This window comes from Mycolicibacterium komossense, from assembly GCF_025822605.1.
Classification (GTDB): Bacteria; Actinomycetota; Actinomycetes; order Mycobacteriales; family Mycobacteriaceae; genus Mycobacterium; species Mycobacterium komossense.
In genome coordinates, this window is the sequence record NZ_JACKTY010000028.1 from 441,756 (window position 1) to 460,981 (window position 19,226).

21 protein-coding genes and 1 pseudogene are annotated in these 19,226 nt (G+C 66.5%); 5 read left to right on the forward strand and 17 right to left on the reverse strand.

Annotation, left to right across the window (positions count from 1 at the left end; genetic code table 11):
* Nucleotides 1-533: 533 nt before the first annotated feature.
* The 3 genes from nusB to H7J73_RS13015 are packed head-to-tail and all read right to left on the reverse strand — an operon-like array spanning nucleotide 534 to nucleotide 2,726.
* Nucleotides 534-1,028: a transcription antitermination factor NusB gene (gene nusB, locus H7J73_RS13005; protein WP_264067799.1), complete on the reverse strand. Its 495-nt coding sequence runs from the start codon at nucleotides 1,026-1,028 to the stop codon at nucleotides 534-536.
* Nucleotides 1,021-1,584: an elongation factor P gene (gene efp, locus H7J73_RS13010; RefSeq protein WP_264067801.1), complete on the reverse strand. Its 564-nt coding sequence runs from the start codon at nucleotides 1,582-1,584 to the stop codon at nucleotides 1,021-1,023. Before efp ends, nusB begins: the two co-directional genes overlap by 8 nt.
* Before the next feature lie 17 nt (nucleotides 1,585-1,601).
* Nucleotides 1,602-2,726 (reverse strand): M24 family metallopeptidase, encoded by a 1,125-nt coding sequence (locus H7J73_RS13015; protein WP_264067803.1) that lies wholly within the window; start codon nucleotides 2,724-2,726, stop codon nucleotides 1,602-1,604.
* Between the two features lie 33 nt (nucleotides 2,727-2,759).
* Between H7J73_RS13015 and H7J73_RS13020 the strand changes: the two genes are divergently transcribed.
* The gene (locus H7J73_RS13020) at nucleotides 2,760-3,407 is read left to right on the forward strand and encodes a B-4DMT family transporter (RefSeq protein ID WP_264067805.1); all 648 of its coding nucleotides are present in this window, start codon (nucleotides 2,760-2,762) and stop codon (nucleotides 3,405-3,407) included.
* A 12-nt stretch (nucleotides 3,408-3,419) separates the two neighbouring features.
* On the opposite strand, the gene aroB is transcribed toward H7J73_RS13020, so the two are convergent.
* The 9 genes from aroB to H7J73_RS13065 form a co-directional block, all read right to left on the reverse strand.
* Nucleotides 3,420-4,508 carry a 3-dehydroquinate synthase gene (aroB, locus tag H7J73_RS13025; protein WP_264067806.1) on the reverse strand — a complete coding sequence of 363 codons (1,089 nt, stop codon included), beginning with the start codon at nucleotides 4,506-4,508 and terminating at the stop codon, nucleotides 3,420-3,422.
* Nucleotides 4,505-5,176, reverse strand: coding sequence for a shikimate kinase (locus tag H7J73_RS13030; protein ID WP_264067808.1), 672 nt, complete (start codon nucleotides 5,174-5,176; stop codon nucleotides 4,505-4,507). The genes aroB and H7J73_RS13030 overlap by 4 nt, the downstream gene beginning before the upstream one ends.
* A 10-nt stretch (nucleotides 5,177-5,186) precedes the next feature.
* Entirely contained in the window at nucleotides 5,187-6,413 is a 1,227-nt protein-coding gene (gene aroC, locus H7J73_RS13035; RefSeq protein WP_264067809.1) for a chorismate synthase, read from the reverse strand.
* 101 nt (nucleotides 6,414-6,514) lie between these two features.
* Nucleotides 6,515-6,898, reverse strand: a complete 384-nt coding sequence (locus tag H7J73_RS13040) for a prepilin peptidase (protein ID WP_264067927.1) — start codon at nucleotides 6,896-6,898, stop codon at nucleotides 6,515-6,517.
* 61 nt (nucleotides 6,899-6,959) lie between these two features.
* Nucleotides 6,960-7,781, reverse strand: coding sequence for a shikimate dehydrogenase (locus H7J73_RS13045; protein WP_264067810.1), 822 nt, complete (start codon nucleotides 7,779-7,781; stop codon nucleotides 6,960-6,962).
* On the reverse strand, nucleotides 7,756-9,012 hold the full coding sequence (locus tag H7J73_RS13050) for an endolytic transglycosylase MltG (RefSeq protein ID WP_264067811.1): 1,257 nt from the start codon (nucleotides 9,010-9,012) through the stop codon (nucleotides 7,756-7,758). The genes H7J73_RS13045 and H7J73_RS13050 overlap by 26 nt, the downstream gene beginning before the upstream one ends.
* Nucleotides 9,005-9,511 (reverse strand): Holliday junction resolvase RuvX, encoded by a 507-nt coding sequence (gene ruvX, locus H7J73_RS13055; RefSeq protein ID WP_264067812.1) that lies wholly within the window; start codon nucleotides 9,509-9,511, stop codon nucleotides 9,005-9,007. Before ruvX ends, H7J73_RS13050 begins: the two co-directional genes overlap by 8 nt.
* A gap of 5 nt (nucleotides 9,512-9,516) precedes the next feature.
* On the reverse strand, nucleotides 9,517-12,207 hold the full coding sequence (gene alaS, locus H7J73_RS13060; protein ID WP_264067813.1) for an alanine--tRNA ligase: 2,691 nt from the start codon (nucleotides 12,205-12,207) through the stop codon (nucleotides 9,517-9,519).
* 113 nt (nucleotides 12,208-12,320) lie between these two features.
* Nucleotides 12,321-12,716 (reverse strand): secondary thiamine-phosphate synthase enzyme YjbQ, encoded by a 396-nt coding sequence (locus H7J73_RS13065; protein ID WP_264067928.1) that lies wholly within the window; start codon nucleotides 12,714-12,716, stop codon nucleotides 12,321-12,323.
* A gap of 135 nt (nucleotides 12,717-12,851) precedes the next feature.
* Between H7J73_RS13065 and H7J73_RS13070 the strand changes: the two genes are divergently transcribed.
* Entirely contained in the window at nucleotides 12,852-13,139 is a 288-nt protein-coding gene (locus H7J73_RS13070; RefSeq protein WP_264067814.1) for a GlsB/YeaQ/YmgE family stress response membrane protein, read from the forward strand.
* 83 nt (nucleotides 13,140-13,222) lie between these two features.
* Here H7J73_RS13070 and H7J73_RS13075 read toward each other — a convergent pair whose 3' ends face one another.
* On the reverse strand, nucleotides 13,223-14,569 hold the full coding sequence (locus H7J73_RS13075; protein WP_435405479.1) for a replication-associated recombination protein A: 1,347 nt from the start codon (nucleotides 14,567-14,569) through the stop codon (nucleotides 13,223-13,225).
* Nucleotides 14,570-14,696: 127 nt separating this feature from the next.
* Here H7J73_RS13075 and H7J73_RS13080 point away from each other — a divergent pair, with 127 nt between their 5' ends.
* A complete protein-coding gene (locus tag H7J73_RS13080) occupies nucleotides 14,697-15,275 on the forward strand; it encodes a hypothetical protein (RefSeq protein WP_264067816.1) in 579 nt (192 codons plus the stop codon).
* Here H7J73_RS13080 and H7J73_RS13085 read toward each other — a convergent pair.
* Nucleotides 15,272-16,111 carry a DUF3097 domain-containing protein gene (locus tag H7J73_RS13085; RefSeq protein WP_264067817.1) on the reverse strand — a complete coding sequence of 280 codons (840 nt, stop codon included), beginning with the start codon at nucleotides 16,109-16,111 and terminating at the stop codon, nucleotides 15,272-15,274. The genes H7J73_RS13080 and H7J73_RS13085 overlap by 4 nt on opposite strands.
* A 181-nt stretch (nucleotides 16,112-16,292) precedes the next feature.
* Between H7J73_RS13085 and H7J73_RS13090 the strand changes: the two genes are divergently transcribed.
* The gene (locus H7J73_RS13090; protein WP_264067818.1) at nucleotides 16,293-16,781 is read left to right on the forward strand and encodes a free L-methionine (R)-S-oxide reductase MsrC; all 489 of its coding nucleotides are present in this window, start codon (nucleotides 16,293-16,295) and stop codon (nucleotides 16,779-16,781) included.
* Nucleotides 16,782-16,852: 71 nt separating this feature from the next.
* Here the strand turns inward: H7J73_RS13090 and H7J73_RS13095 are convergent, their stop codons facing one another.
* The 3 genes from H7J73_RS13095 to H7J73_RS13105 all read right to left on the reverse strand — a co-directional run bounded on the left by H7J73_RS13095 (nucleotide 16,853) and on the right by H7J73_RS13105 (nucleotide 18,546).
* Complete coding sequence (locus tag H7J73_RS13095) at nucleotides 16,853-17,281, reverse strand: hypothetical protein (protein ID WP_264067820.1); 429 nt, start codon at nucleotides 17,279-17,281, stop codon at nucleotides 16,853-16,855.
* 158 nt (nucleotides 17,282-17,439) lie between these two features.
* A complete protein-coding gene (locus tag H7J73_RS13100) occupies nucleotides 17,440-18,150 on the reverse strand; it encodes a polyamine aminopropyltransferase (RefSeq protein WP_264067821.1) in 711 nt (236 codons plus the stop codon).
* A 54-nt stretch (nucleotides 18,151-18,204) separates the two neighbouring features.
* Nucleotides 18,205-18,546 carry a DUF4190 domain-containing protein gene (locus H7J73_RS13105; protein WP_264067822.1) on the reverse strand — a complete coding sequence of 114 codons (342 nt, stop codon included), beginning with the start codon at nucleotides 18,544-18,546 and terminating at the stop codon, nucleotides 18,205-18,207.
* A gap of 441 nt (nucleotides 18,547-18,987) precedes the next feature.
* Between H7J73_RS13105 and H7J73_RS13110 the strand changes: the two are divergent.
* Nucleotides 18,988-19,110: pseudogene (locus tag H7J73_RS13110) on the forward strand (transposase); the annotation flags it as partial.
* Nucleotides 19,111-19,226: the final 116 nt, after the last annotated feature.

Sequence of the window (19,226 nt, forward strand, 5' to 3'; positions counted from 1 at the left end):
CGAAATCGGCCATCGGTAACGTTCACCACAAACTGGACACCGTCGCTCTCCGATAGGACGTGCTCTAGCCACTCTTCGTCGAGCGGCCCCGACCGGCGATTGAGTTCCTCATCGCCGATCCACTCCCACTCCCAGTCCGCTCCCGTTACCTGTCGCACGTGCAGGCGATCCGCAAATCTCGGCTTCACGACGCCCATCGTCGCAGCGCAGTCCAGAGCCCAGAACTGGCAGGAAGCCTCCGCGGGGGTCAATTCCAAATCGTCGCAAAGGGGTCAATTCCAATCCGACGTGACACCGGGAGCCGGTCGAGCCGGAACCAACCCCATTCGGCGTGCTTTTCCGGTTCGACGAGGGTGGGTTGTCCGGTGAAGCGCTGAGCAACGTAGACCGGCGCGACCCAGTGTTGGGGCGTTTCACGGTCGACTCGGTCGACGATGCAGAGGAGCAAGCGTGCCTCGCCGGTCATGAACGTCCGGCTCGAGAAACGCTGAGCAGTCACGCAGAGTGGACGCGACGGGGTTCACGGCCGTCGCTCAGGTGTCCTCTCCAGTAGTCCGAACTGCCGCCGCCGCGGCACGGATCTGCGGAGTCACCAGCATCACCTGGCCGAGAACACCGTTGACGAAGCCCGGCGAATCATCGGTGGACAGTTCCTTGGCCAACTCGACGGCTTCGTCGACGGCCACCGGCTCCGGCACATCCTCGGCGTGCAGCAGCTCCCATACCGCGACGCGCAGCACGGCCCGATCGACGGCGGGCAGCCGCTGCAGCGTCCAACCCTGCAGATGCGCGCTGATCAGATCGTCGATGTGCGCTGCGTGCTCGGTCACGCCACGGGCCACGGTCAGCGTGTAGGGGCTCAACGGGTCGACGTCACGGTCGGCTGCGGCCAGGCCCGCGCGCGCATCGGCAACCTCGGCGGCGGTCAGCCCGCGGGCCTCCGCTTCGAAGAGCAGATCGACGGCCCGTTTCCGGGCGTGGTGGCGGCCGCCTGACTTGCCGACCTTGCCGGACCTGCTGTCAGCCATTCACGCGACCCAGATAGCTTCCGTCGCGGGAATCCACCTTCAGCTTGTCGCCGGTGTTGATGAACAGCGGCACCTGGATCTCGGCGCCGGTCTCCAAGGTGGCCGGCTTGGTACCCGCGCTGGAGCGGTCACCCTGCAGACCGGGTTCGGTGCTGGCGACCAGGAGTTCCACCGTCACCGGCAGTTCCAGGTACAGCGGCGCGCCCTCGTTGAAGGCGATCTGCACCGGCATGCTCTCCAGCAGGAAGTCCGCCAACCGGCCGACGAGCTGCTCAGAGAGCGGATGTTGCTCGTAGTCCTCGGAATCCATGAAGACGAAATCGTTGCCGTCGCGGTACAGGTAGGTGGCATCGCGGCGATCGACGGTGGCCGTCTCCACCTTCACGCCCGCGTTGTATGTCTTGTCGACGACCTTGCCGGACAGCACGTTCTTGAGCTTGGTACGCACGAAGGCCGGCCCCTTGCCGGGCTTGACGTGCTGGAACTCGATGATCTGCCACAGCACGCCGTCCACGTTGAGGACAAGGCCGTTCTTGAAATCGGCAGTCGATGCCACGTGGGTAACTCCTTAGTTCACAGGATCTGCAGTTCCTTGGGGAACCGCGTAAGCAATTCGGGGGTGCGCTTCTCGTCGTTCTGCACGACGAGTGTGTCCTCGATGCGGACACCGCCGCGACCGGGCAAGTAGACACCTGGCTCCACGGTGACCGCGGAACCAGCACGTAGTGTACCGGCGGCGGTGGCATTGATTCCCGGCGCTTCGTGGATCTGCAGACCGACACCGTGCCCGAGCCCGTGGCTGAATGTCTCGCCGTATCCCGCATCGGCGATGACCTGCCGCGACGCGGTATCGACAGCCCCCAGCACAATGCCGGGAACCAGTGCCTTGCGCCCCGCCCGCTGCGCCGTCGCCACCAGGTCGTAGATCTCACGCTGCCACTGCGCCGCTGCGCCAAGGACGAACGTCCTGGTCATATCGGAGTGGTAGCCGGCGACCAGCGCACCGAAGTCGATCTTCACGAAATCACCGCTGGCCAGCACCGCGTCGGTCGGGCGGTGATGAGGGATCGCCGAGTTGGCACCCGTGGCCACGATCGTCTCGAACGAAATTCCATCGGCGCCGTGATCCAGCACCAACGATTCCAGCTCGCGCCTGACCTCTTTCTCAGTGCGTCCCGGCCGCAGGCCACCACGTTCGACCAGATCGGCAAGGGCGGCGTCGGCGGCCTCGCAGGCCAACCGCAAGAGCGCCACCTCACCGTCGTCCTTCACCTCTCGCAACGTCTCCACCAGCCCGGACGCGCGGACCAACGTCGTACCCGGTCGGTCGTCGAGTTCCCGCGTCAGCGTTGCGTGGGCGTCGACGGTCACCACGTGCCCTTCGAAACCCAACCGACCGACACCGTCGGAAGCTGCCCGCGCGACCAGATACTTGCCACAGGCCCGTTCGATGACGACCTCGAGATCAGGTGCCTGCTGGGCCGCCTGGGTGCGGTAGCGCCCGTCGGTGGCCAATACCGGCGGGCGGTCGTCGGCGAAGATCAGCAGCGCCGCGTTCGACCCGGTGAAACCGGACAGATAACGGACGTTGTTCAGGTCGGTGACCAGCATCGCGTCCAGTGCGTCGGCCCCGGCCGAACCGGCACGGAAAGACCGCAGTTCTGCGCTCAATCGGATCCGTCGCTGGGAATGTGTCACGACCGATGACGGTACTCGCTACGCTGTGCCCCCATGAGTAAGTGGTTGGTGCGCGGTTTGGTATTCGCAGCGTTGATGGTCATCGTCCGGTTGGTCCAGGGGGCGTTGATCAACGCGTTCGAAACCAAGGCGCTGATCATCAGCATCGTGCTGCTCGTCGTGTTCGCGATCGCCGTGGCGGTCTGGGGCTTCGTCGACGGCCGGGCCGATGCGCGGGCCAACCCTGATCCGGATCGTCGCAACGACCTGGCCATGACCTGGCTGCTGGCCGGATTGTTCGCCGGCGTGGTCAGCGGTGCCGTGGCGTGGCTGATCTCGGTGTTCTACAAGGGGCTGTACACCGGCGGCCTGATCAACGAGGTGACGACGTTCGCGGCGTTCACCGCCCTGCTGATCTTCGTGCCGGCCATCATCGCCGTCTCGGTCGGGCGTTGGCTGGTCGATCGCAAGGCTCCGCCGGTTGTCCGTAAGGGCGCCAACTACGACGAGGGCCGCGCGGATACCGATGTGTTCGCGGCCGTGCGTGACGATAACGCCCCGGCGACTGCCCTGACCGCCGAGCACGAGGCCCATCACGAGGCCGAACCGCAGACCTCCGCCGTGGCCACTGCGGAACGCCACGAGCACACCGAGCCGATCTCCGAGGAGACCACTGTTCTCGAGGACAAGCGCACGGACTGACCCCGGGCGCTACTAGTCGGCGGCCAGTACCGAGTAGGCCGCCGCAAGCAGCGCCGGATCCGGCCCTTCCAGGCGACCGGGTTTGGCCAGGCCGTCCAGGACGACGAAGCGAAGTATCCCGGCGCGCGTCTTCTTGTCGCCCACCATGTATTCCATCAGGTGCGGCAGCGCGTCCGCGGCGTAGGTGACGGGCAATCCCAGCGACGCCAGGATCGAGCGATGGCGATCGGCGGTGGCGTCGTCAAGGCGCCCGGCGAGGCGGCCCAATTCGGCGGCGAACACCAGTCCCACCGACACTGCGGCTCCGTGGCGCCAGCGATAACGCTCGCGACGTTCGATCGCATGCGCCAAAGTGTGCCCGTAGTTCAGGATTTCGCGTAGCGACGACTCTTTTTCGTCAGCCGCGACGACCTGGGCTTTGACGGCGATGGACCGCCGGATCAGTTCGGGCAGCACATCGCCCGACGGGTCGATCGCCGCCTCGGGATCGGCTTCGATGAGGTCGAGGATCACCGGGTCCGCGATGAACCCGGCCTTGACGATCTCCGCCATGCCGGCGACCAATTCGTTGCGTGGCAGCGTCTGCAGTGTCGCCAGGTCGACCAGCACCGCTCGCGGCTGGTGGAACGCGCCCACCAGATTCTTGCCTGCCTCGGTGTTGATCCCGGTCTTACCGCCGACAGCGGCGTCGACCATGCCCAGCAGGGTGGTCGGCACATGCACGATCGACACCCCGCGTAGCCAGGTGGCGGCGGCGAAACCCGCGACGTCAGTCGCTGCACCGCCACCCAGGCTGACCACAGCGTCTGTGCGACCGACACCGATCCGGCCGAGGACTTCCCAGAGGAAGCCGACCACCGCCAGTTCTTTACCGGCCTCGGCGTCGGGTATCTCGACGCGGTGCGCGTCAATACCCTTGTCGGCCAGGTGCTTACGGATAGCCTCTGCGGTCTGCGCCAGCGTCGGCTGATGCAGAATGGCCACCTTGTGGGTGCCGTCGAGCAGCTCCCCCAGCTCGCCGAGTAGACCGGTGCCGATCACAACCGGGTACGGCGGATCGACGGCCACCTCGATGGTGACCGGAGTGTTGTTGTCAGTCATTTGCGAGCCTCGGCGCGACGGGCCGCCATCGCCGCGGGGGTTGCCGGAGTGGGCGGGGCGGCCGGCCCTTGGTCTGCGCTGTCGGTCCCGCACTTCTTGGCCGGCGCCGGCGCCAGCCGCCACGGCGGCCTGCGACGTCGCCGGGCCTGCCGGGTGCCGGTGGAGCTTTCCAGGCGCGACGCCAGGTAGCGGACCACCGCACCGGGGTTGCGCCGGTTGGTGTTGATCCGCAGGGTGGCGGCGCGCCGGTACAGCGGGACGCGTTCGGACATCAGGCTGCGGTATTTCTCGGCCGCGTCGGACCCGGCCAGCAACGGCCGGACCACACCGCTGGTGGTGCGCCGAATGCCTTCCGCTGCACTGATTTCCAGGAAGATCACGGTGTGGCCGGCCAGTGCGTCCCGGACCCCGGGGCTGGTGATCGCGCCCCCGCCGAGAGAGAGAATGCCGTCGTGTTCGTCGAGCGCCTTGCGAATGACTTCTTCTTCGATCCGGCGGAATTCCTGCTCACCGTCGACGGTGAAGATGTCGGCGATGGTGCGCCCAGTGGTTTCGACGATCGCGACGTCGGTGTCGAGCAGCGGAAGGTCCATCGCCTTGGCCAGCCGGCGGCCGATCGTCGACTTACCCGAACCCGGCATGCCGACCAGAACGGCCTTGGGCGCCATTGCAATTCACCTAGCCCGTGACCCGGGTCGGTGTGGCTGCCGCGTCGAGCGCCGGTTCCGATTCCGATACTGCGCGCAGGTAGGACTCGACATTGCGCCGGGTCTCGGTCAGCGAATCGCCGCCGAATTTCTCCAGCACTGCCCGCGCCAATACCAGCGCCACCATGGCCTCGACGACCACCGCGGCCGCGGGTACAGCGCAGACGTCGGACCGCTGATGGATGGCGACCGCTTCGTCGCCGGTCCTCATATCGACCGTGGCGAGTGCTCTGGGCACCGTGGAGATAGGTTTCATGGCGGCCCGCACCCGAAGCGGTTGCCCGTTGGTCATGCCGCCTTCGAGACCGCCTGCACGGTTGGTGGAGCGCACGATTCCGTCGGCCCCTGGGTACATCTCGTCGTGGGCGACACTGCCGCGGCGGCGCGCGGTCTCGAAGCCGTCGCCGATCTCGACACCCTTGATGGCCTGGATGCCCATCACCGCCGCCGCAAGCTGGCCGTCGAGCCGGTTGTCACCGCTGGTGAACGAACCGAGGCCGATCGGCAATCCCTGCGCGACGACCTCAACCACACCACCGAGGGTGTCGCCGTCTTTTTTGGCAGCCTCGATCTCGGCGATCATCCGTTCCTCGGCCGCTTTGTCGAAGGCGCGGACGGGGCTGTCATCGATCGCCGCGAGGTCGCCGGGCTGCGGCGGTGGTCCGGCATACGGGTCGGAGGCACCGATGGAGATGACGTGCGAGAGCACCTCGACACCGAGCGCCTGACGCAGGAAGTGCCGCGCCATGGTGCCGGCCGCCACTCGGGCGGCAGTCTCGCGGGCGCTGGCGCGCTCGAGGACGGGCCGAGCGTCATCGAAGCCGTACTTGAGCATGCCGGCGTAGTCGGCGTGGCCGGGCCGCGGCCGGGTGAGCGGCGCGTTGCGTGCGCTCTCCTGCGCCAGCGTGCCAGCTTCGACGGGATCCGACGCCATCACCGTTTCCCATTTGGGCCATTCGGTGTTGCCGATCTCGATCGCGATCGGCCCGCCGAGGGTGCTGCCGTGGCGCACCCCCGCCAGCACTGTGACCTGGTCCTTCTCGAACTTCATCCGGGCGCCGCGGCCATAGCCGAGACGGCGCCGGGCCAACTGGTCGGCGATATCGTCGGAAGTGACCTGCACACCGGCGACCATGCCCTCGACCATGGCTACCAACGCACGGCCATGGGATTCACCGGCAGTGGTCCATCGCAACACGCGTCCCATCTTCCCACGCGCGGTATTCCAAGGAGTAATCCGCCGTTCAGGTGTGATTTCGGAGTGCTCCGAACCGCTGACCGGTCGGAAACACGCCGAAGTCACGGTAAACAGGTGAGGGCGACGGCTGCAGTGGTGGCCAGGCACATCGACGGGCCGTGTGGCACCGTGCGCAGCCGGGCGAGGACGCCCCAGACGACGGTCACCAATGGCGCGCCCAACGCAGCCAACGCCCATACCTCCGTCCCCAGCGCGGCAGTCAGTGCGCCGAGTCCGAGCGCCAGCTTCACATCCCCGGCGCCCATCGCAGCAGGTGCCACCAGATGTACGACGAGGTAGGCGCCGCCCAGCGCGGCCGCACCGATGAGGGCAGGCAGTCCGCGGCCGCAGACCGCCGCCACGACGAGGATCACCACCGCTCCAGGCAGGGTCAGCACGTTGGGCAGCCGGCGATCGCGGACATCGACGACGCTGAGCGTCGCCATCCAGCCGAGCGCGGCGACGACGGCGGCAATCCGGCCGATGCTCTCCCCCACGCCGCGCACGCTAACCCAGAGCGGCGATCATCTGTTCGCGAGGAGCGGGCCGCCCTGTGAATTGTTCGACCTGGGCGTAGGCCTGATTCAACAACATCTGCAGGCCGCTGATCACCGTGCCACCCGCGGCGGCCACCGCGACAGCCAACGGTGTCGGCCACGGATCGTAGATCGCGTCGAGCAGGACCGGCGCCGACGCGAGCGCCGACGCGTACGCGGCGGCGGCATCGGCGGGCAACGTACTGATCACGACGGACGCTGCGGCCACATGTGACACCAGCGCGGCACCTTCGAGCGGGCAGTACTGCGCACTCACCCCGGCGGCCTGGGCAACGTCCAGCAGCCGGGCCGCCTTGTCGGGGTTGCGCGCGGCCACCGTCACCCGCTCGACGCCCAGGGCAGCCAGACCGACCACGGCGGCAGGCGCGGTACCGCCGGAACCCAGCACCAGTGCGGTGGGCCCTGCGGAGCCCAGTGCGCCCGTCACTCCGTCGACGTCGGTGTTGTCAGCCCGCCAGCCCGCCGGAGTGCGGACCAGTGTGTTGGCCGAACCGACCAGCTCCGCCCGCGAGGTGTGCTCGTCCGCGAACGCCAGTGCCGCGAATTTGCCGGGCATGGTCACCGACAGTCCGACCCATTCCGGGCCTAATCCGCCGACCAGTGTGGGTAACTCGTCGGCGGTGCACTCGATGCGCTCGTAGGTCCAGTCGGTCAGGCCCAACGCGCGGTAGGCGGCCAGGTGCAGCTGCGGTGATCGCGAATGGGCGATCGGGAAGCCCAGGACCGCAGCTCGGCGGGCTCCGGGGTCAGCGTGCACTGTCGAGGACGCCATTGCGCTTGGCCAGCTCGATATTGGCCAGGTGCTGTTCGTAATCTCTGGTGAACAGGGTGGTGCCCTGCAGGTCGATGGTGACGAAGTACAGCCAGTCACCCGCTTCGGGATGCTCGGCCGCGGCCAGCGCCTGGTCGCCGGGCGAGCAGATCGGCGTCACCGGGAGCCCCTCGGAGGCATAGGTGTTCCAGGGCGTGACCTGGGCCCGGTCACCATCTGTCGTCGCGACTTCTTGACGGTCCAGCGGGTAGTTCACGGTGGAGTCGAATTCCAGTTTGCGGCGCTCGCCAAGCCGGTTGTAGATGACACGGGCCACCTTGGCGAAATCGTCGGGTTTGGCTTCCCGTTGCACCAGCGAGCCGACGACCAGGATGTCGTACGGCGACATGTTCATCGTCGTCGCGGTGTCGAGCAACCCGCCGCTGGTGTATTTCGCACTGCTTGCGGAGATCAGCGTGGCCAGGATGCTCGCGGGCGTCCCCGCGGGGTCGACGTTCCAGGTGCCGGGCGCAATCAGCCCTTCGATCCGGCGGTGGTCGCTGCCCATCTTGGTGACCGCCTCGGTCGCCCACTGCGGCACCTGCAGCGACTCGGGCGGCCCCGCACCGGCCGCAGCCCTCAGATCGTCGACGGATACGCATTTCTTGTTGCCGTCGAGGCTGACGCAGGTGGCCTGTGAGACGAGCGAGAAGATGCCCTCGGTCACGTCGTTGGTCTTGGCATCGGTGATGTCGTCGAGCTGACGACCCTCAGGGATCGTCAGTTTGCCGACGCGGTTCTGCGGATCGGCGAGACGCTCGACGGCCGAGGCGGCCGGAATCTCGGTACGCACCTTGTAGAAACCCGGTTGGATGGCCTGCATCGCCGCACTGCCCTGCGCGGCGGTCACAAAGCCCTGCACCGTCGCGACCACCTGATGGTCGAGCAGGGTCTGGGCGATGGCGGTCGTCGAATCGCCGTCGTGCACCTGGATCACCACGTCGCTGCCACCGTCGCCGGTGTAGTCACTCGGTGTGCCGAACAGTCCGTTCCACAGCCGCGAGCCGAGGAAAACGGCAGCCACCACCACGACGATCAACAGCGCCACGGCGATACCGGCGAACGTGCGGGTCCGGCGACGGCGTCGTTCGGCGCGCAGTCGCGCGGCCCGACTTCGCCGGTAGCGCGGGGGACCCACTGCCACCGGCTGCGCCCGCTCTCCCCCGTCTACTTGGTCCCAATCGTCAGCCATTGGTCGTCTCCTGGGACGGCGGCGCCGCAGCGCGGCGTTGGTCGAGCCAACTCTGCAGGATCGCCACCGCGGCGGCCTGATCGACGACAGCGCGCTGGCCCTTGGCCCGCACGCCGGCCTCCCGCAGCGACCGCTGCGCGGTGACGGTGGTCAGGCGTTCATCGGCCAGTCGCACTGGGATGGGTGAAATACGTTGTGCGAGAAGATCCGCCACCTCGATGGCATCCTGCGCCGCAGGACCGCTGCGATCCGCGAGAGTGCGGGGTAACCCGACGACGACCTCGACGGCGGCGTGCTCGGCAACCAGTTTGGTCAGCCTGCGGAGGTGTTTTCCGTTGCGGTCCCTGGCGACGGTTTCCACCGGGGTGGCCAGGATCCCGTCGGGGTCGCTGACCGCCACCCCGATCCGGACGCTCCCCACGTCGACACCAAGGCGCCTGCCACGGCCGGGGTCGTCGCCGCCCGGCCGGTCAGGCAGCCGGTGCTCGCATGAGGTCACTCGGGCTAGCTCCGGGCAATATCCGCACGCAGCGCATCAAGTGCTGCGTCGATACCGGTCGGATCCTTGCCCGAACCCTGCGCGAGGTCGGCCTTGCCGCCGCCTCGACCGTCGACTGTCGAGGCCAGTGTGCGGATCAGGTCGTTGGCGCGCAGACCCAGATCCTGAGCTGCGGCGTTGACGGAGATGACATAGGGCACCGCGTCGTTGTCGCCCTGGGCGATGAGTGCCACCACCGCGGGCTCGTTGCCCAACTTCCCACGGATATCGCCCACCAACGAACGAAGGTCGCCTGCCGTTGTCTGGACAGGCATCCGCTGTGCCACCACACGGACCTTACCCACCAGCTCGGCACCGGCGGCTGCATTCGACGCCGCCGACGCCGCGGTGGACCGCCGCATCCGCTCGATCTCCTTCTCGGCGACCTTCAACCGGTCGACGAGAGTGGCCACCCTGGCGGGCACCTCCTCCGAGGGCACCTTGAGCGATGACGCCAGGCCGGCGAGCAGCGCGCGTTCCTTGGCCAGGTGTTTGAACGAGTCCAGCCCGGTGTAGGCCTCGACGCGGCGCACCCCGGAACCGACCGAGGACTCACCCAGGAGGGTGATCGGTCCGATCTGCGCGGAATTGTGCACGTGCGTACCACCGCACAGCTCCAGGGAGAACGGCCCGCCGATCTCGACGAGGCGGACGTCCTCGGGGTAGGCCTCACCGAAGAGTGCCATCGCGCCCATCGCCTTGGCCTTCTCCAGTTTGGTGTACATCGTGTTCACCGGGTAGTCGGCCTCGACGGCCTCGTTGGCAACGATCTCGATCTCGTCGCGCTGCGCGTCGCTCAGCGGGCCTTGCCAGTTGAAGTCGAAGCGCAGGTAGCCCGGCCGATTAAGGGACCCAGCCTGAACGGCGTTGGGGCCCAATATTTGTCGCAGCGCCGCATGCACCATGTGGGTGCCGGAGTGGCCCTGGGTAGCACCGTGGCGCCACTTGGGATCGACTTCGGCGGTGACGGTGTCGCCCTCGACGAACTCACCGGATTCGACGTTGACGCGATGCACGAACAGCGTTTTCGCGATCTTCTGCACGTCGGTGACCTGAGCTTTGGCCGCGCCGCCGGTGCCCGAGAGTGAACCGATATCGGCGATCTGCCCCCCGGATTCGGCATAGAGCGGGGTGCGGTCGAGGACGATCTCGACGCGGTCGGGGGTCTCACCCTCGCCGCCGTGCGCCACCACGGGCACCCGTTTGCCGTCCACGAAGATGCCGAGAATCGTTGCCTGCGAGGTGAGTTCGTCGAATCCGGTGAACTCCGTCGGGCCGGCGTCGACGAGTTCGCGGTACGCGGTCAGGTCGGCGTGCGCATGTTTACGGGCGGCGGCGTCGGCCTTGGCCCGCTGACGCTGCTCGTTCATCAGCGCGCGGAAGCCGGCTTCGTCGACCGAAAGTCCGGCCTCGGAGGCCATCTCCAGGGTGAGGTCGATCGGGAACCCGTAGGTGTCGTGCAGCGTGAACGCCGAGTTCCCCGCTATCACGGTCGCGCCCGAGGCTTTCGTTATCTCGGCGGCCTCGTCGAACAGCCGGGAGCCGGCCTCCAGGGTGCGGTTGAACGCCGTCTCCTCGGCCACCGCGATGCGGTTGATGCGGTCGAAATCGGTGACCAGTTCCGGATACGACGGGCCCATCGCGTCGCGCACGGTGGCCATCAACTGCGCCACGATCGGGGTGTCGATACCGAGCAGTTTCGCCGAGCGGATGACGCGGCGCAGCAGGCGCCGGAGCACGTATCCCCGGCCGTCGTTTCCGGGGCTGACGCCGTCACCGATGATGATCGCCGCGGTGCGGCTGTGGTCGGCGATGATCCGGTAGCGGACGTCGTCGTCGTGGTTACCCACGCCGTAGCCGCGGGGGGCGATCGAGGCGACGAGGTCGATCACCGGGCGAACCAGGTCGGTCTCGTAGACGTTGTCGACGCCCTGCAGCAGGCAGGCGACCCGTTCGACGCCCATGCCGGTGTCGATGTTCTGTCGCGGCAGCGGGCCGAGGATCTCGAAGTTCTCTTTGCTCGTCCCCGCACCGCGCTCGTTCTGCATGAAAACGAGGTTCCAGATCTCGATGTAGCGGTCCTCGTTGGCCTCGGGTCCGCCCTCGATGCCGTACTCGGGTCCGCGGTCGTAGTAGATCTCCGAGGAGGGCCCGCAGGGCCCGGGGATGCCCATCGACCAGTAGTTGTCGGCCATTCCGCGACGCTGGATGCGCTCGACAGGCAGGTTCGCGATCTCACGCCACAGATCGGCCGCCTCGTCGTCGTCGAGGTAGACCGTCGCCCAAAGCTTTTCGGGATCGAAGCCGTAACCGCCCTCATCGACCGAGTTGGTCAGCAGGTCCCATGCCAGCGCGATCGCACCGCGTTTGAAGTAGTCACCGAAGCTGAAGTTGCCGGCCATCTGGAAGAAGGTGTTGTGGCGGGTGGTGATGCCCACCTCTTCGATATCCGGGGTGCGGATGCATTTCTGCACGCTGGTGGCGCGGTCCCACGGCGCGCTGCGCTGCCCAAGGAAGAACGGCACGAACTGCACCATGCCCGCATTGACGAACAGCAGGTTCGGGTCGTCGAGGATCACCGAGGCGCTCGGTACCTCGGTGTGGCCCGCCTTCACGAAATGATCGAGGAAGCGCTTCCTGATCTCGTGTGTCTGCACGTCGTCACTTTCGCTGGAGTATTTGATCGCTGTCTTTCGACCGCCCTACAGTACCGGTCGGCTCACCGGCGATGAAAAGGCAGCGAACCGAAGGTGCCGGGATCACCGCGACGTCAGGCCGAGATGAAGCTCAGCCGGACCGAGCGCCGGGGGTTGTCGCGGTTGAGGTCGACGAGAACGACGCTCTGCCAGGTCCCGAGCAGCACCTTGCCGCCCTGCACTGGCAGCGTCGCCGACGGGGACACGATCCCGGGCAGGACGTGGTCAGCGCCGTGGCCCGGTGAGCCGTGCGAGTGCCGGTAGCGGTCGTCGCGGGGCAGGAGCCGTTCCAGGGTGTCGACCAGATCGTCGTCAGACCCGGTCTCGATGATGGCCACCCCCGCCGTCGCGTGTGGGACGAAGACATTGCAGAGGCCGTCACCACGCCCCGAGCAGAACTGCTGCACGTCGTCGGTCAGATCGACCAGCCGCCGGCGCGAGGTGTCGACGTCGAGAACAAGTGTTGCCATGCGGGCGGGCATGCGACTGAAACTAACCCAGTAACTAACCCACCCCCGGATATTGACGCGTTCGTTTGACTCAGGTGCGGGCGGGGTATGTGAGCGGCATCGCCACTCAACAGAACTTCTCACCAGGAGGAATACATGACCATCACCGGTATCGTGACTGCAATCCTCATCGGCATTGTGGTCGGCGTTCTTGGCCGCCTAGTACTGCCGGGTAAGCAACCCATCGGCATGCTCGTGACGGTGCTCGTCGGCATCGTAGCCGCTTTCATCGGCACGGCGCTGGCTCGCGCGATGGGAATACCCACTGCTACCAACGGAATTGACTGGCTGGAGCTTCTGGTCCAGGTCGTTGTCGCGGCCGTCGGTGTCGCGATCGTCGCCGCCGCCACGGGCAAGCGTCGGACAGGGCTTCTGCGCCGATAACCGTTCTGCGAGAGTCGATCCCGGCTGACCACCGCCTCCGTGTCAGCCGGGATCGCTTGCTTACGGAGGCTTTCCGGATTCAGTCAGGATCGCCGGCGCACGATCGCCCGCAATTTCTCCAGCCGGCTGCCGATTTCCCGTTCCGCACCGTGTCCGGTGGGGTGGTAATAGTCCACCCCAACCAGTTCACTGGGCGGATACTGTTGCGACGCAACACCACCGGGATGATCGTGGGCGTATTTGTAGCCCTGCGCGTTACCCAGGGCCGCGGCGCCCGAGTAGTGGCCGTCGCGCAGGTGCGGCGGCACCAGGCCGGCTTTACCCGCCCTGATATCTGCCATCGCGGCACCGAGTGCGGTGGTGACGGCGTTCGATTTCGGCGCCGTCGCCAGGTGAACGGTGGCGTGGGCCAACGTCAACTGGGCTTCTGGCATACCGATCAGGGCGACCGTTTGAGCCGCCGCCACTGCCGTCACAAGCGCGCTGGGGTCTGCCATCCCGATGTCCTCGCTGGCCAGGATCATCAGCCTGCGGGCCAGGAACCGCGGGTCCTCCCCCGCGGTGAGCATCCTGGCCAGGTAGTGCAGAGCGGCGTCGACGTCGGAACCGCGCACCGATTTGATGAATGCGCTGACGACGTCGTAGTGCTGATCACCGTCCCGGTCATAGCGCACTGCGGCCTTGTCCAGTGACTGTTCGATGGTCTCTACAGTGATCGAGCCGGTCCCCACGCCCTCGGAGGCCACCTCCAGCGCGGTCAGTGCCCGCCGGGCATCACCGGCGGCCAGCTGCACCAAGAGCTCGACCGCGTCAGGCTCGGCGGTCACCGCCGCGTTGAGGCCGCGCGGATCGGCGATCGCCCGCAGCACCACCGCGCGTACCGCGTCGGAAGTCAGCGGCTGCAACTGCAGAATCAGCGACCGGGACAGCAAGGGTGCCACCACCGAGAACGACGGGTTCTCGGTAGTCGCCGCCACCAGCAGCACGATGCGGTTCTCCACCGCGGCCAGCAGTGCATCCTGCTGGGTTTTGGAGAAGCGGTGCACCTCGTCGATGAACAACACGGTCTGCTCGCCGTGCGCCGCGGCCCGCCGAGCCACGTCGATCACCGCCCGGACTTCCTTCACTCCGGCTGACAGCGCCGACAGCGCCTCGAACCGCCGGCCGGTCGCCTGCGAGATCAGCGACGCCAGCGTCGTCTTACCAGTACCGGGCGGCCCGTAGAGGATGACCGACGCCGCGCCGGAGCCGTCGACCAGCCGGCGTAGCGGGGACCCCTGCCGCAGCAGATGATCCTGCCCGACCACTTCGTCGAGGGACAGCGGACGCATTCGCACCGCCAACGGAGCCGACGGCGGCGGAGCCGAGGCGAACGTCCGCGGCTGCGGAAGGCCGTCAGGCCCGGGCATATCGAACAAACCGTCGGACACGGTTCAGGCTTACCATGGCGCCGGGAAACACGGCGAACCTCGTCCGCCGTTGCCACCCCGGGGCTGACCGGTGCGGCATTCCGGCAACCGGTTACTTCGGCCGACAGGTTAGTGATAGACCTGACGGATGACCGTCCTTCGCCGACTCTGCGCAGTCCCCGCTGCCGCTGTCGTAGCCCTGGTCGTCGCGGCACCAGCCGCCGCCATCGTCCCGCCTGCCGACGGCACCTACACGCTCAACGAGGCAGGCGTCCCACCGGCCGTGTGGACGATGCAGAGCAGCTGCATTCAGCCGAACGGCACCCGGGCTCAGTCTGATTACAGCGACGAGACCATCCAAAGCCTGGGTTGCGTCCTACAACTGTCCAGCGCCGCGCCGAGCAAGGCGACCAGGGAAGAGCGGGTACTCAACTTCACCGTCAGGGCCGGACTCGTCAGCGATCTGTGGGCCTTCAAGGTGGAAAACCCCGAAGGTATGCAGTGCCCGGACGGCAGCACAGCGCCGACCACCGATAACTACGCCTTCGACAGCGCCACCAATGCAGGCACTCACACCAAGATCCACGGCGCGGTCTGCGGAGGGCAGGCGGGCATGGTGAAGACCCCGTTCACCCTGTCGTTCATCGCCCCCCTGCAACCCGCGGTGATCGATCGGTTCCCGGACCAGTGCAACTACCTCGCCGGCAGGCCCAGTATCTGCAGCTAAGCGGGCGCCGTCACGAAGTCGATCAACTCTTCGACACGCCCGATCAGTGCCGGTTCGAGATCATTCCAGTCCCGCACCCGCGACCTGATCTTCTGCCACGCTCTGGCGATATCGGCCTGATCGGCGTGCGGCCAGCGCAGCGCTTCGCAGATACCGTGCTTCCACTCCATGCTGCGCGGGATGACCGGCCACGCCTTCAGACCCAGCCGTTCGGGTTTCACGGACTGCCAGATGTCGACGTAGGGATGCCCGACCACCAGCGTGTTGGCGCCGCCCGGCCCGCGCCGGACGGCCTCGGCTATGCGGGCTTCCTTCGAGCCGGCCACCAGGTGGTCGACGAGCACGCCGAGCCGCCGGTGCGGATCCGGCGCGAACTCGGCGACGATGCCGGGCAGGTCGTCGACGCCGCCGAGGTACTCGACCACCACGCCTTCGATGCGCAGATCGTCGCCCCAGACCTGTTCGACGAGCTCGGCGTCATGGCGGCCCTCGACGTAGATGCGGCTGGCCAGCGCGGTCCGGGCGCGGGCTCCGGTCACCGCGACTGAACCTGACGCGGTCCGGGCCGGCGCGGCCGGGGCGGCTTTGCGTTTGGGTGCGGCCAGGATCACCGGTTTGCCTTCCAGCAGGTAGCCGGGGCCCAGCGGGAAGCGCCGCCTGCGCCGATGCCGATCCTCCAGCTCGATCCGGTCACCGTCGATCACGACGACCTCGCCGACATACCCGGTCTGGGCGTCCTCGACGACCATGCCCAGTTCGACGGGGTGCTCAGTCGAGCGCGGCCGGTTCGGCGTTCGCGGGGCGGCCAATACATCGCGTCCGTAGCGGTCAGTCACGCAGGCGATCCTAGGAAGATCCGCGCTGATCGACGGTCTGCCACACCGGGGCTATGATCACGATTTGACTTGAAGCGCTTCACCTTCGGCATAGCGGCCGCTATGCCGACCCCCATCGCAGCCGACATCGCTGAACACAGTGCCGAACTCACAATTCAGCACGATCCGTATCATGGACGCCATGTCGTTCGTACCGTCGACCCTGTCCGGCAGCAAGACCGAGCAGTACCAGGATTTGACGCAGCAAGCCACGGCACTGATCGATGGTGAACACGACCGCATAGCCAACGCGGCCAATGTGAGTTCGCTTGTCTACCATAGTCTTCCAGATCTCAACTGGGTCGGCTTCTATTTCTTCGACGGTACCGAGCTGGTGGTGGGCCCGTTTCAGGGGCAACCCGCGTGCGTGCGGATCAGCCTCGACCGCGGGGTATGCGGTGCGGCGGCCCGAACCGGCCAGACGCAACGCGTAGATGACGTGCACGCGGTAGCCGACCATATCGCCTGTGACGCGAACACCAATTCGGAATTGGTGGTCCCGTTGATCCAGGACGGGAAGCTGATCGGGGTGTTCGATCTCGACAGCCCGCTCCCGAGCCGTTTCGACGATGATGACCAGCGGGGCTTGGAAGCGATCGCCGCTGTCTTCCTGGCCGCGCTGGCCGCTTGAGCTACGGACGAACGCACATTCAGCTGGTCCGCAGCGCCGACCGGCGCGAGGTAGCGCCGGTCGGTCGTACCTCAATCGCGTTGTCCGCAGTTGGTGTTCGACGGCTTCGTCGGCCATGCACATGCCTGGATATCGGTCGTGCTGCCATAGCCTCCACCGGTGAAGACGCCGTATGCGCTGCCGTTGGTCCCCGTGATGGTGGCACCGCCGCCTCCGTAGCCGCCGCCGGCGTTGGTGACTGTCAGCGTCCAACCTCGACCTTGGAGTGCAGTCTGGTAGGAGCCCATCACGTCGCCGGGTGCGCCGTTGACCAGGAAGTGCTCGTTGATGCCGTTTTCCTGAACCGAGCTCGGCCCGTCGGTGCGCTGGGTGTTGGCCGGCGTAGGGACCAGTGACTGCAGATCAGAGCTGGCGCTCGCTGTCGGTGCGCCGAGCATGATCAGGACGGGCACGGCGAGCAGAGCGGTCGCGGTGACGAGGCCGCGGTCGATGGTGTTCATGTCAATCTCCTTGCACGAGTGTTGGCTCTGTGTCGGCCGGGCTTCCGGCAGTGAGATAACGATGGCGCATTCGCGGTCGACGGTCTGTCCGCTAATGAGTCACTGCACCGGGTGAATCCACTGTCCCCTGATCAGGCGACCCAGCGCTCCCCCGACATCTAACTCGCGACGTACACCGTATTGGTCGAGTACCCGCCCGTCAGCGGGTTGGGGAACCGGACGACGGAGGCCTCGGACCGGTCGAAGACCGTGGCGAGGACCGACTCGAAGTCAGGGTCGGGCGGGTCATCGGACCAGAGCGCGAAGACCCCGCCGGGATGCAGGTGTGCGCCCAGCTTTTCGAGTCCCGCAGGTGTGTAGAACGCGCGGTGGCTCGGATGCAGGACATGTCTCGGGGTGTGGTCGATATCGAGGAGCACGGCGTGGAACCGACGGCCCGGCGCCTCCGGATCGAAACCAGCAGCGCTGTCGGCCATGGCGAAGAAGTCTCCTCGTTTGAGACGGACCCGCGAATCCGACACCAGTTCCGCGGTGTCGGGAAGTAACGCACGTTGATGCCAGCCGATGACCTCCGCCAGTGCCTCCACCACGACGAGCGAACGAATGCGGGGATCCTTCAGCGCTGTCTGCGCGGTGTAGCCGAGCCCCAACCCTCCGACGACGACATCGAGGTCGGCATCAACCGCCTGCGCCAGTCCCAGGCGCGCGAGCTCCACCTCGGCCACCGTGAACAGACTCGACATCAAGAACTCGTCGTCGAGCTTGACCTCGTAGACGTCAACGTTCAGAGACGGCTCGACCCGCCTGCGCAGGCTGATTACTCCCATACCGGTCTCAGACCAATCAAGTTCGACGAAGCGCGCGCTCACGGCATCACCGCCCCGCTCCCACTGCCGTTGGCCGAGTGGCCCCGGCGACTGAACCTACAGACTGCCAGAAGAATTCGGGTAGCCGGCTGCAGCCGTGAATTCTGTATGCAGCGACGAGTTGCTGACTGCCGGCGCCGCGTCATGTCGACGGTGAACCGCATCCGCCAGCGCAAAAGTGACAGTGACCGATATGCAGAGGACAACCGGCACGACCGTGAGGAGGTACCCCACAATCAGTGCGGCGGCCGCCAGGCCACCTCCTGTTTGACCCGTGCGGCGGATTTGCCGACGAGCGACGTGCCCCAGAACAATGCCGATAGGCGCACACGCGACCGCGAAAGCCAGTGCCGCGATCGCCGTGCCGTTGATGGTGCCAGTTCGATCAGATGAGGCCATCGCCCGCGGATCGTTGTCAGCGTGACACCAACCGTCGAGCCAGTCCGAGGCAGGGATTCGGCCAGCGTCCACAGAGCCTCCGCCGGCAGCTGCCTTCAGAAACCATGGCTGCCTGACTGGACCGCTTGGGTGTGCCACGTTGCCCCCGACGTCAGAATTGCTCAGCACAAGATACCTGTGCCGTTCTAGTGCCGCGCACCTAGATCAGTTGGGCGGTTTTGTTTGGTTGAATTGAGCATGCGAGCAGCGCCGTTGGTTTCTGGTCGGGATAGGTCTGTGCGAGGTGCTTCAGGAAGATCAGGAATTCCTGATGGCGATATCGCGGCTTCCTACGTCAACGGCCGGAACAACCGTGCCCACCCCTTTCATCTGGACTAAAACGGCCGCCAAATCACTTCAAACGCGGGCGGGCCGGGGCCCCACTCACCCATGGTCGTGCGGAGTACCTTGACTGGTTTCGCGTTGGCGGTGGAAATCGGTGACTGGAATCGAGTCAACGGCAACGCGATTGGATCGTTCGTCGGGTTGATGCCCGCGCAGTACTCATCGGGTTCACCTGAGGCGACGGTGAGCGGTGAGATTGCAGTCTGAACGGCTGTTGCGGCTTGAGCGGACAGTGTTCACGCCGCTGATCGCATATAGCGCAGAACGACCAGGAAGTCGATGGTGCCGCAGATCCG

Coding starts and splice junctions, on each gene's coding strand:
- nusB (WP_264067799.1), bottom strand. CDS start 1,028: ATGGCTGACAGCAGGTCCGGCAAGGTCGGCAAGTCAGGCGGCCGCCAC.
- H7J73_RS13020 (WP_264067805.1), top strand. CDS start 2,760: ATGAGTAAGTGGTTGGTGCGCGGTTTGGTATTCGCAGCGTTGATGGTC.
- aroB (WP_264067806.1), bottom strand. CDS start 4,508: ATGACTGACAACAACACTCCGGTCACCATCGAGGTGGCCGTCGATCCG.
- H7J73_RS13030 (WP_264067808.1), bottom strand. CDS start 5,176: ATGGCGCCCAAGGCCGTTCTGGTCGGCATGCCGGGTTCGGGTAAGTCG.
- H7J73_RS13040 (WP_264067927.1), bottom strand. CDS start 6,898: ATGGCGACGCTCAGCGTCGTCGATGTCCGCGATCGCCGGCTGCCCAAC.
- H7J73_RS13045 (WP_264067810.1), bottom strand. CDS start 7,781: ATGGCGTCCTCGACAGTGCACGCTGACCCCGGAGCCCGCCGAGCTGCG.
- H7J73_RS13050 (WP_264067811.1), bottom strand. CDS start 9,012: ATGGCTGACGATTGGGACCAAGTAGACGGGGGAGAGCGGGCGCAGCCG.
- H7J73_RS13065 (WP_264067928.1), bottom strand. CDS start 12,716: ATGGCAACACTTGTTCTCGACGTCGACACCTCGCGCCGGCGGCTGGTC.
- H7J73_RS13070 (WP_264067814.1), top strand. CDS start 12,852: ATGACCATCACCGGTATCGTGACTGCAATCCTCATCGGCATTGTGGTC.
- H7J73_RS13080 (WP_264067816.1), top strand. CDS start 14,697: ATGACCGTCCTTCGCCGACTCTGCGCAGTCCCCGCTGCCGCTGTCGTA.
- H7J73_RS13090 (WP_264067818.1), top strand. CDS start 16,293: ATGTCGTTCGTACCGTCGACCCTGTCCGGCAGCAAGACCGAGCAGTAC.
- H7J73_RS13095 (WP_264067820.1), bottom strand. CDS start 17,281: ATGAACACCATCGACCGCGGCCTCGTCACCGCGACCGCTCTGCTCGCC.
- H7J73_RS13105 (WP_264067822.1), bottom strand. CDS start 18,546: ATGGCCTCATCTGATCGAACTGGCACCATCAACGGCACGGCGATCGCG.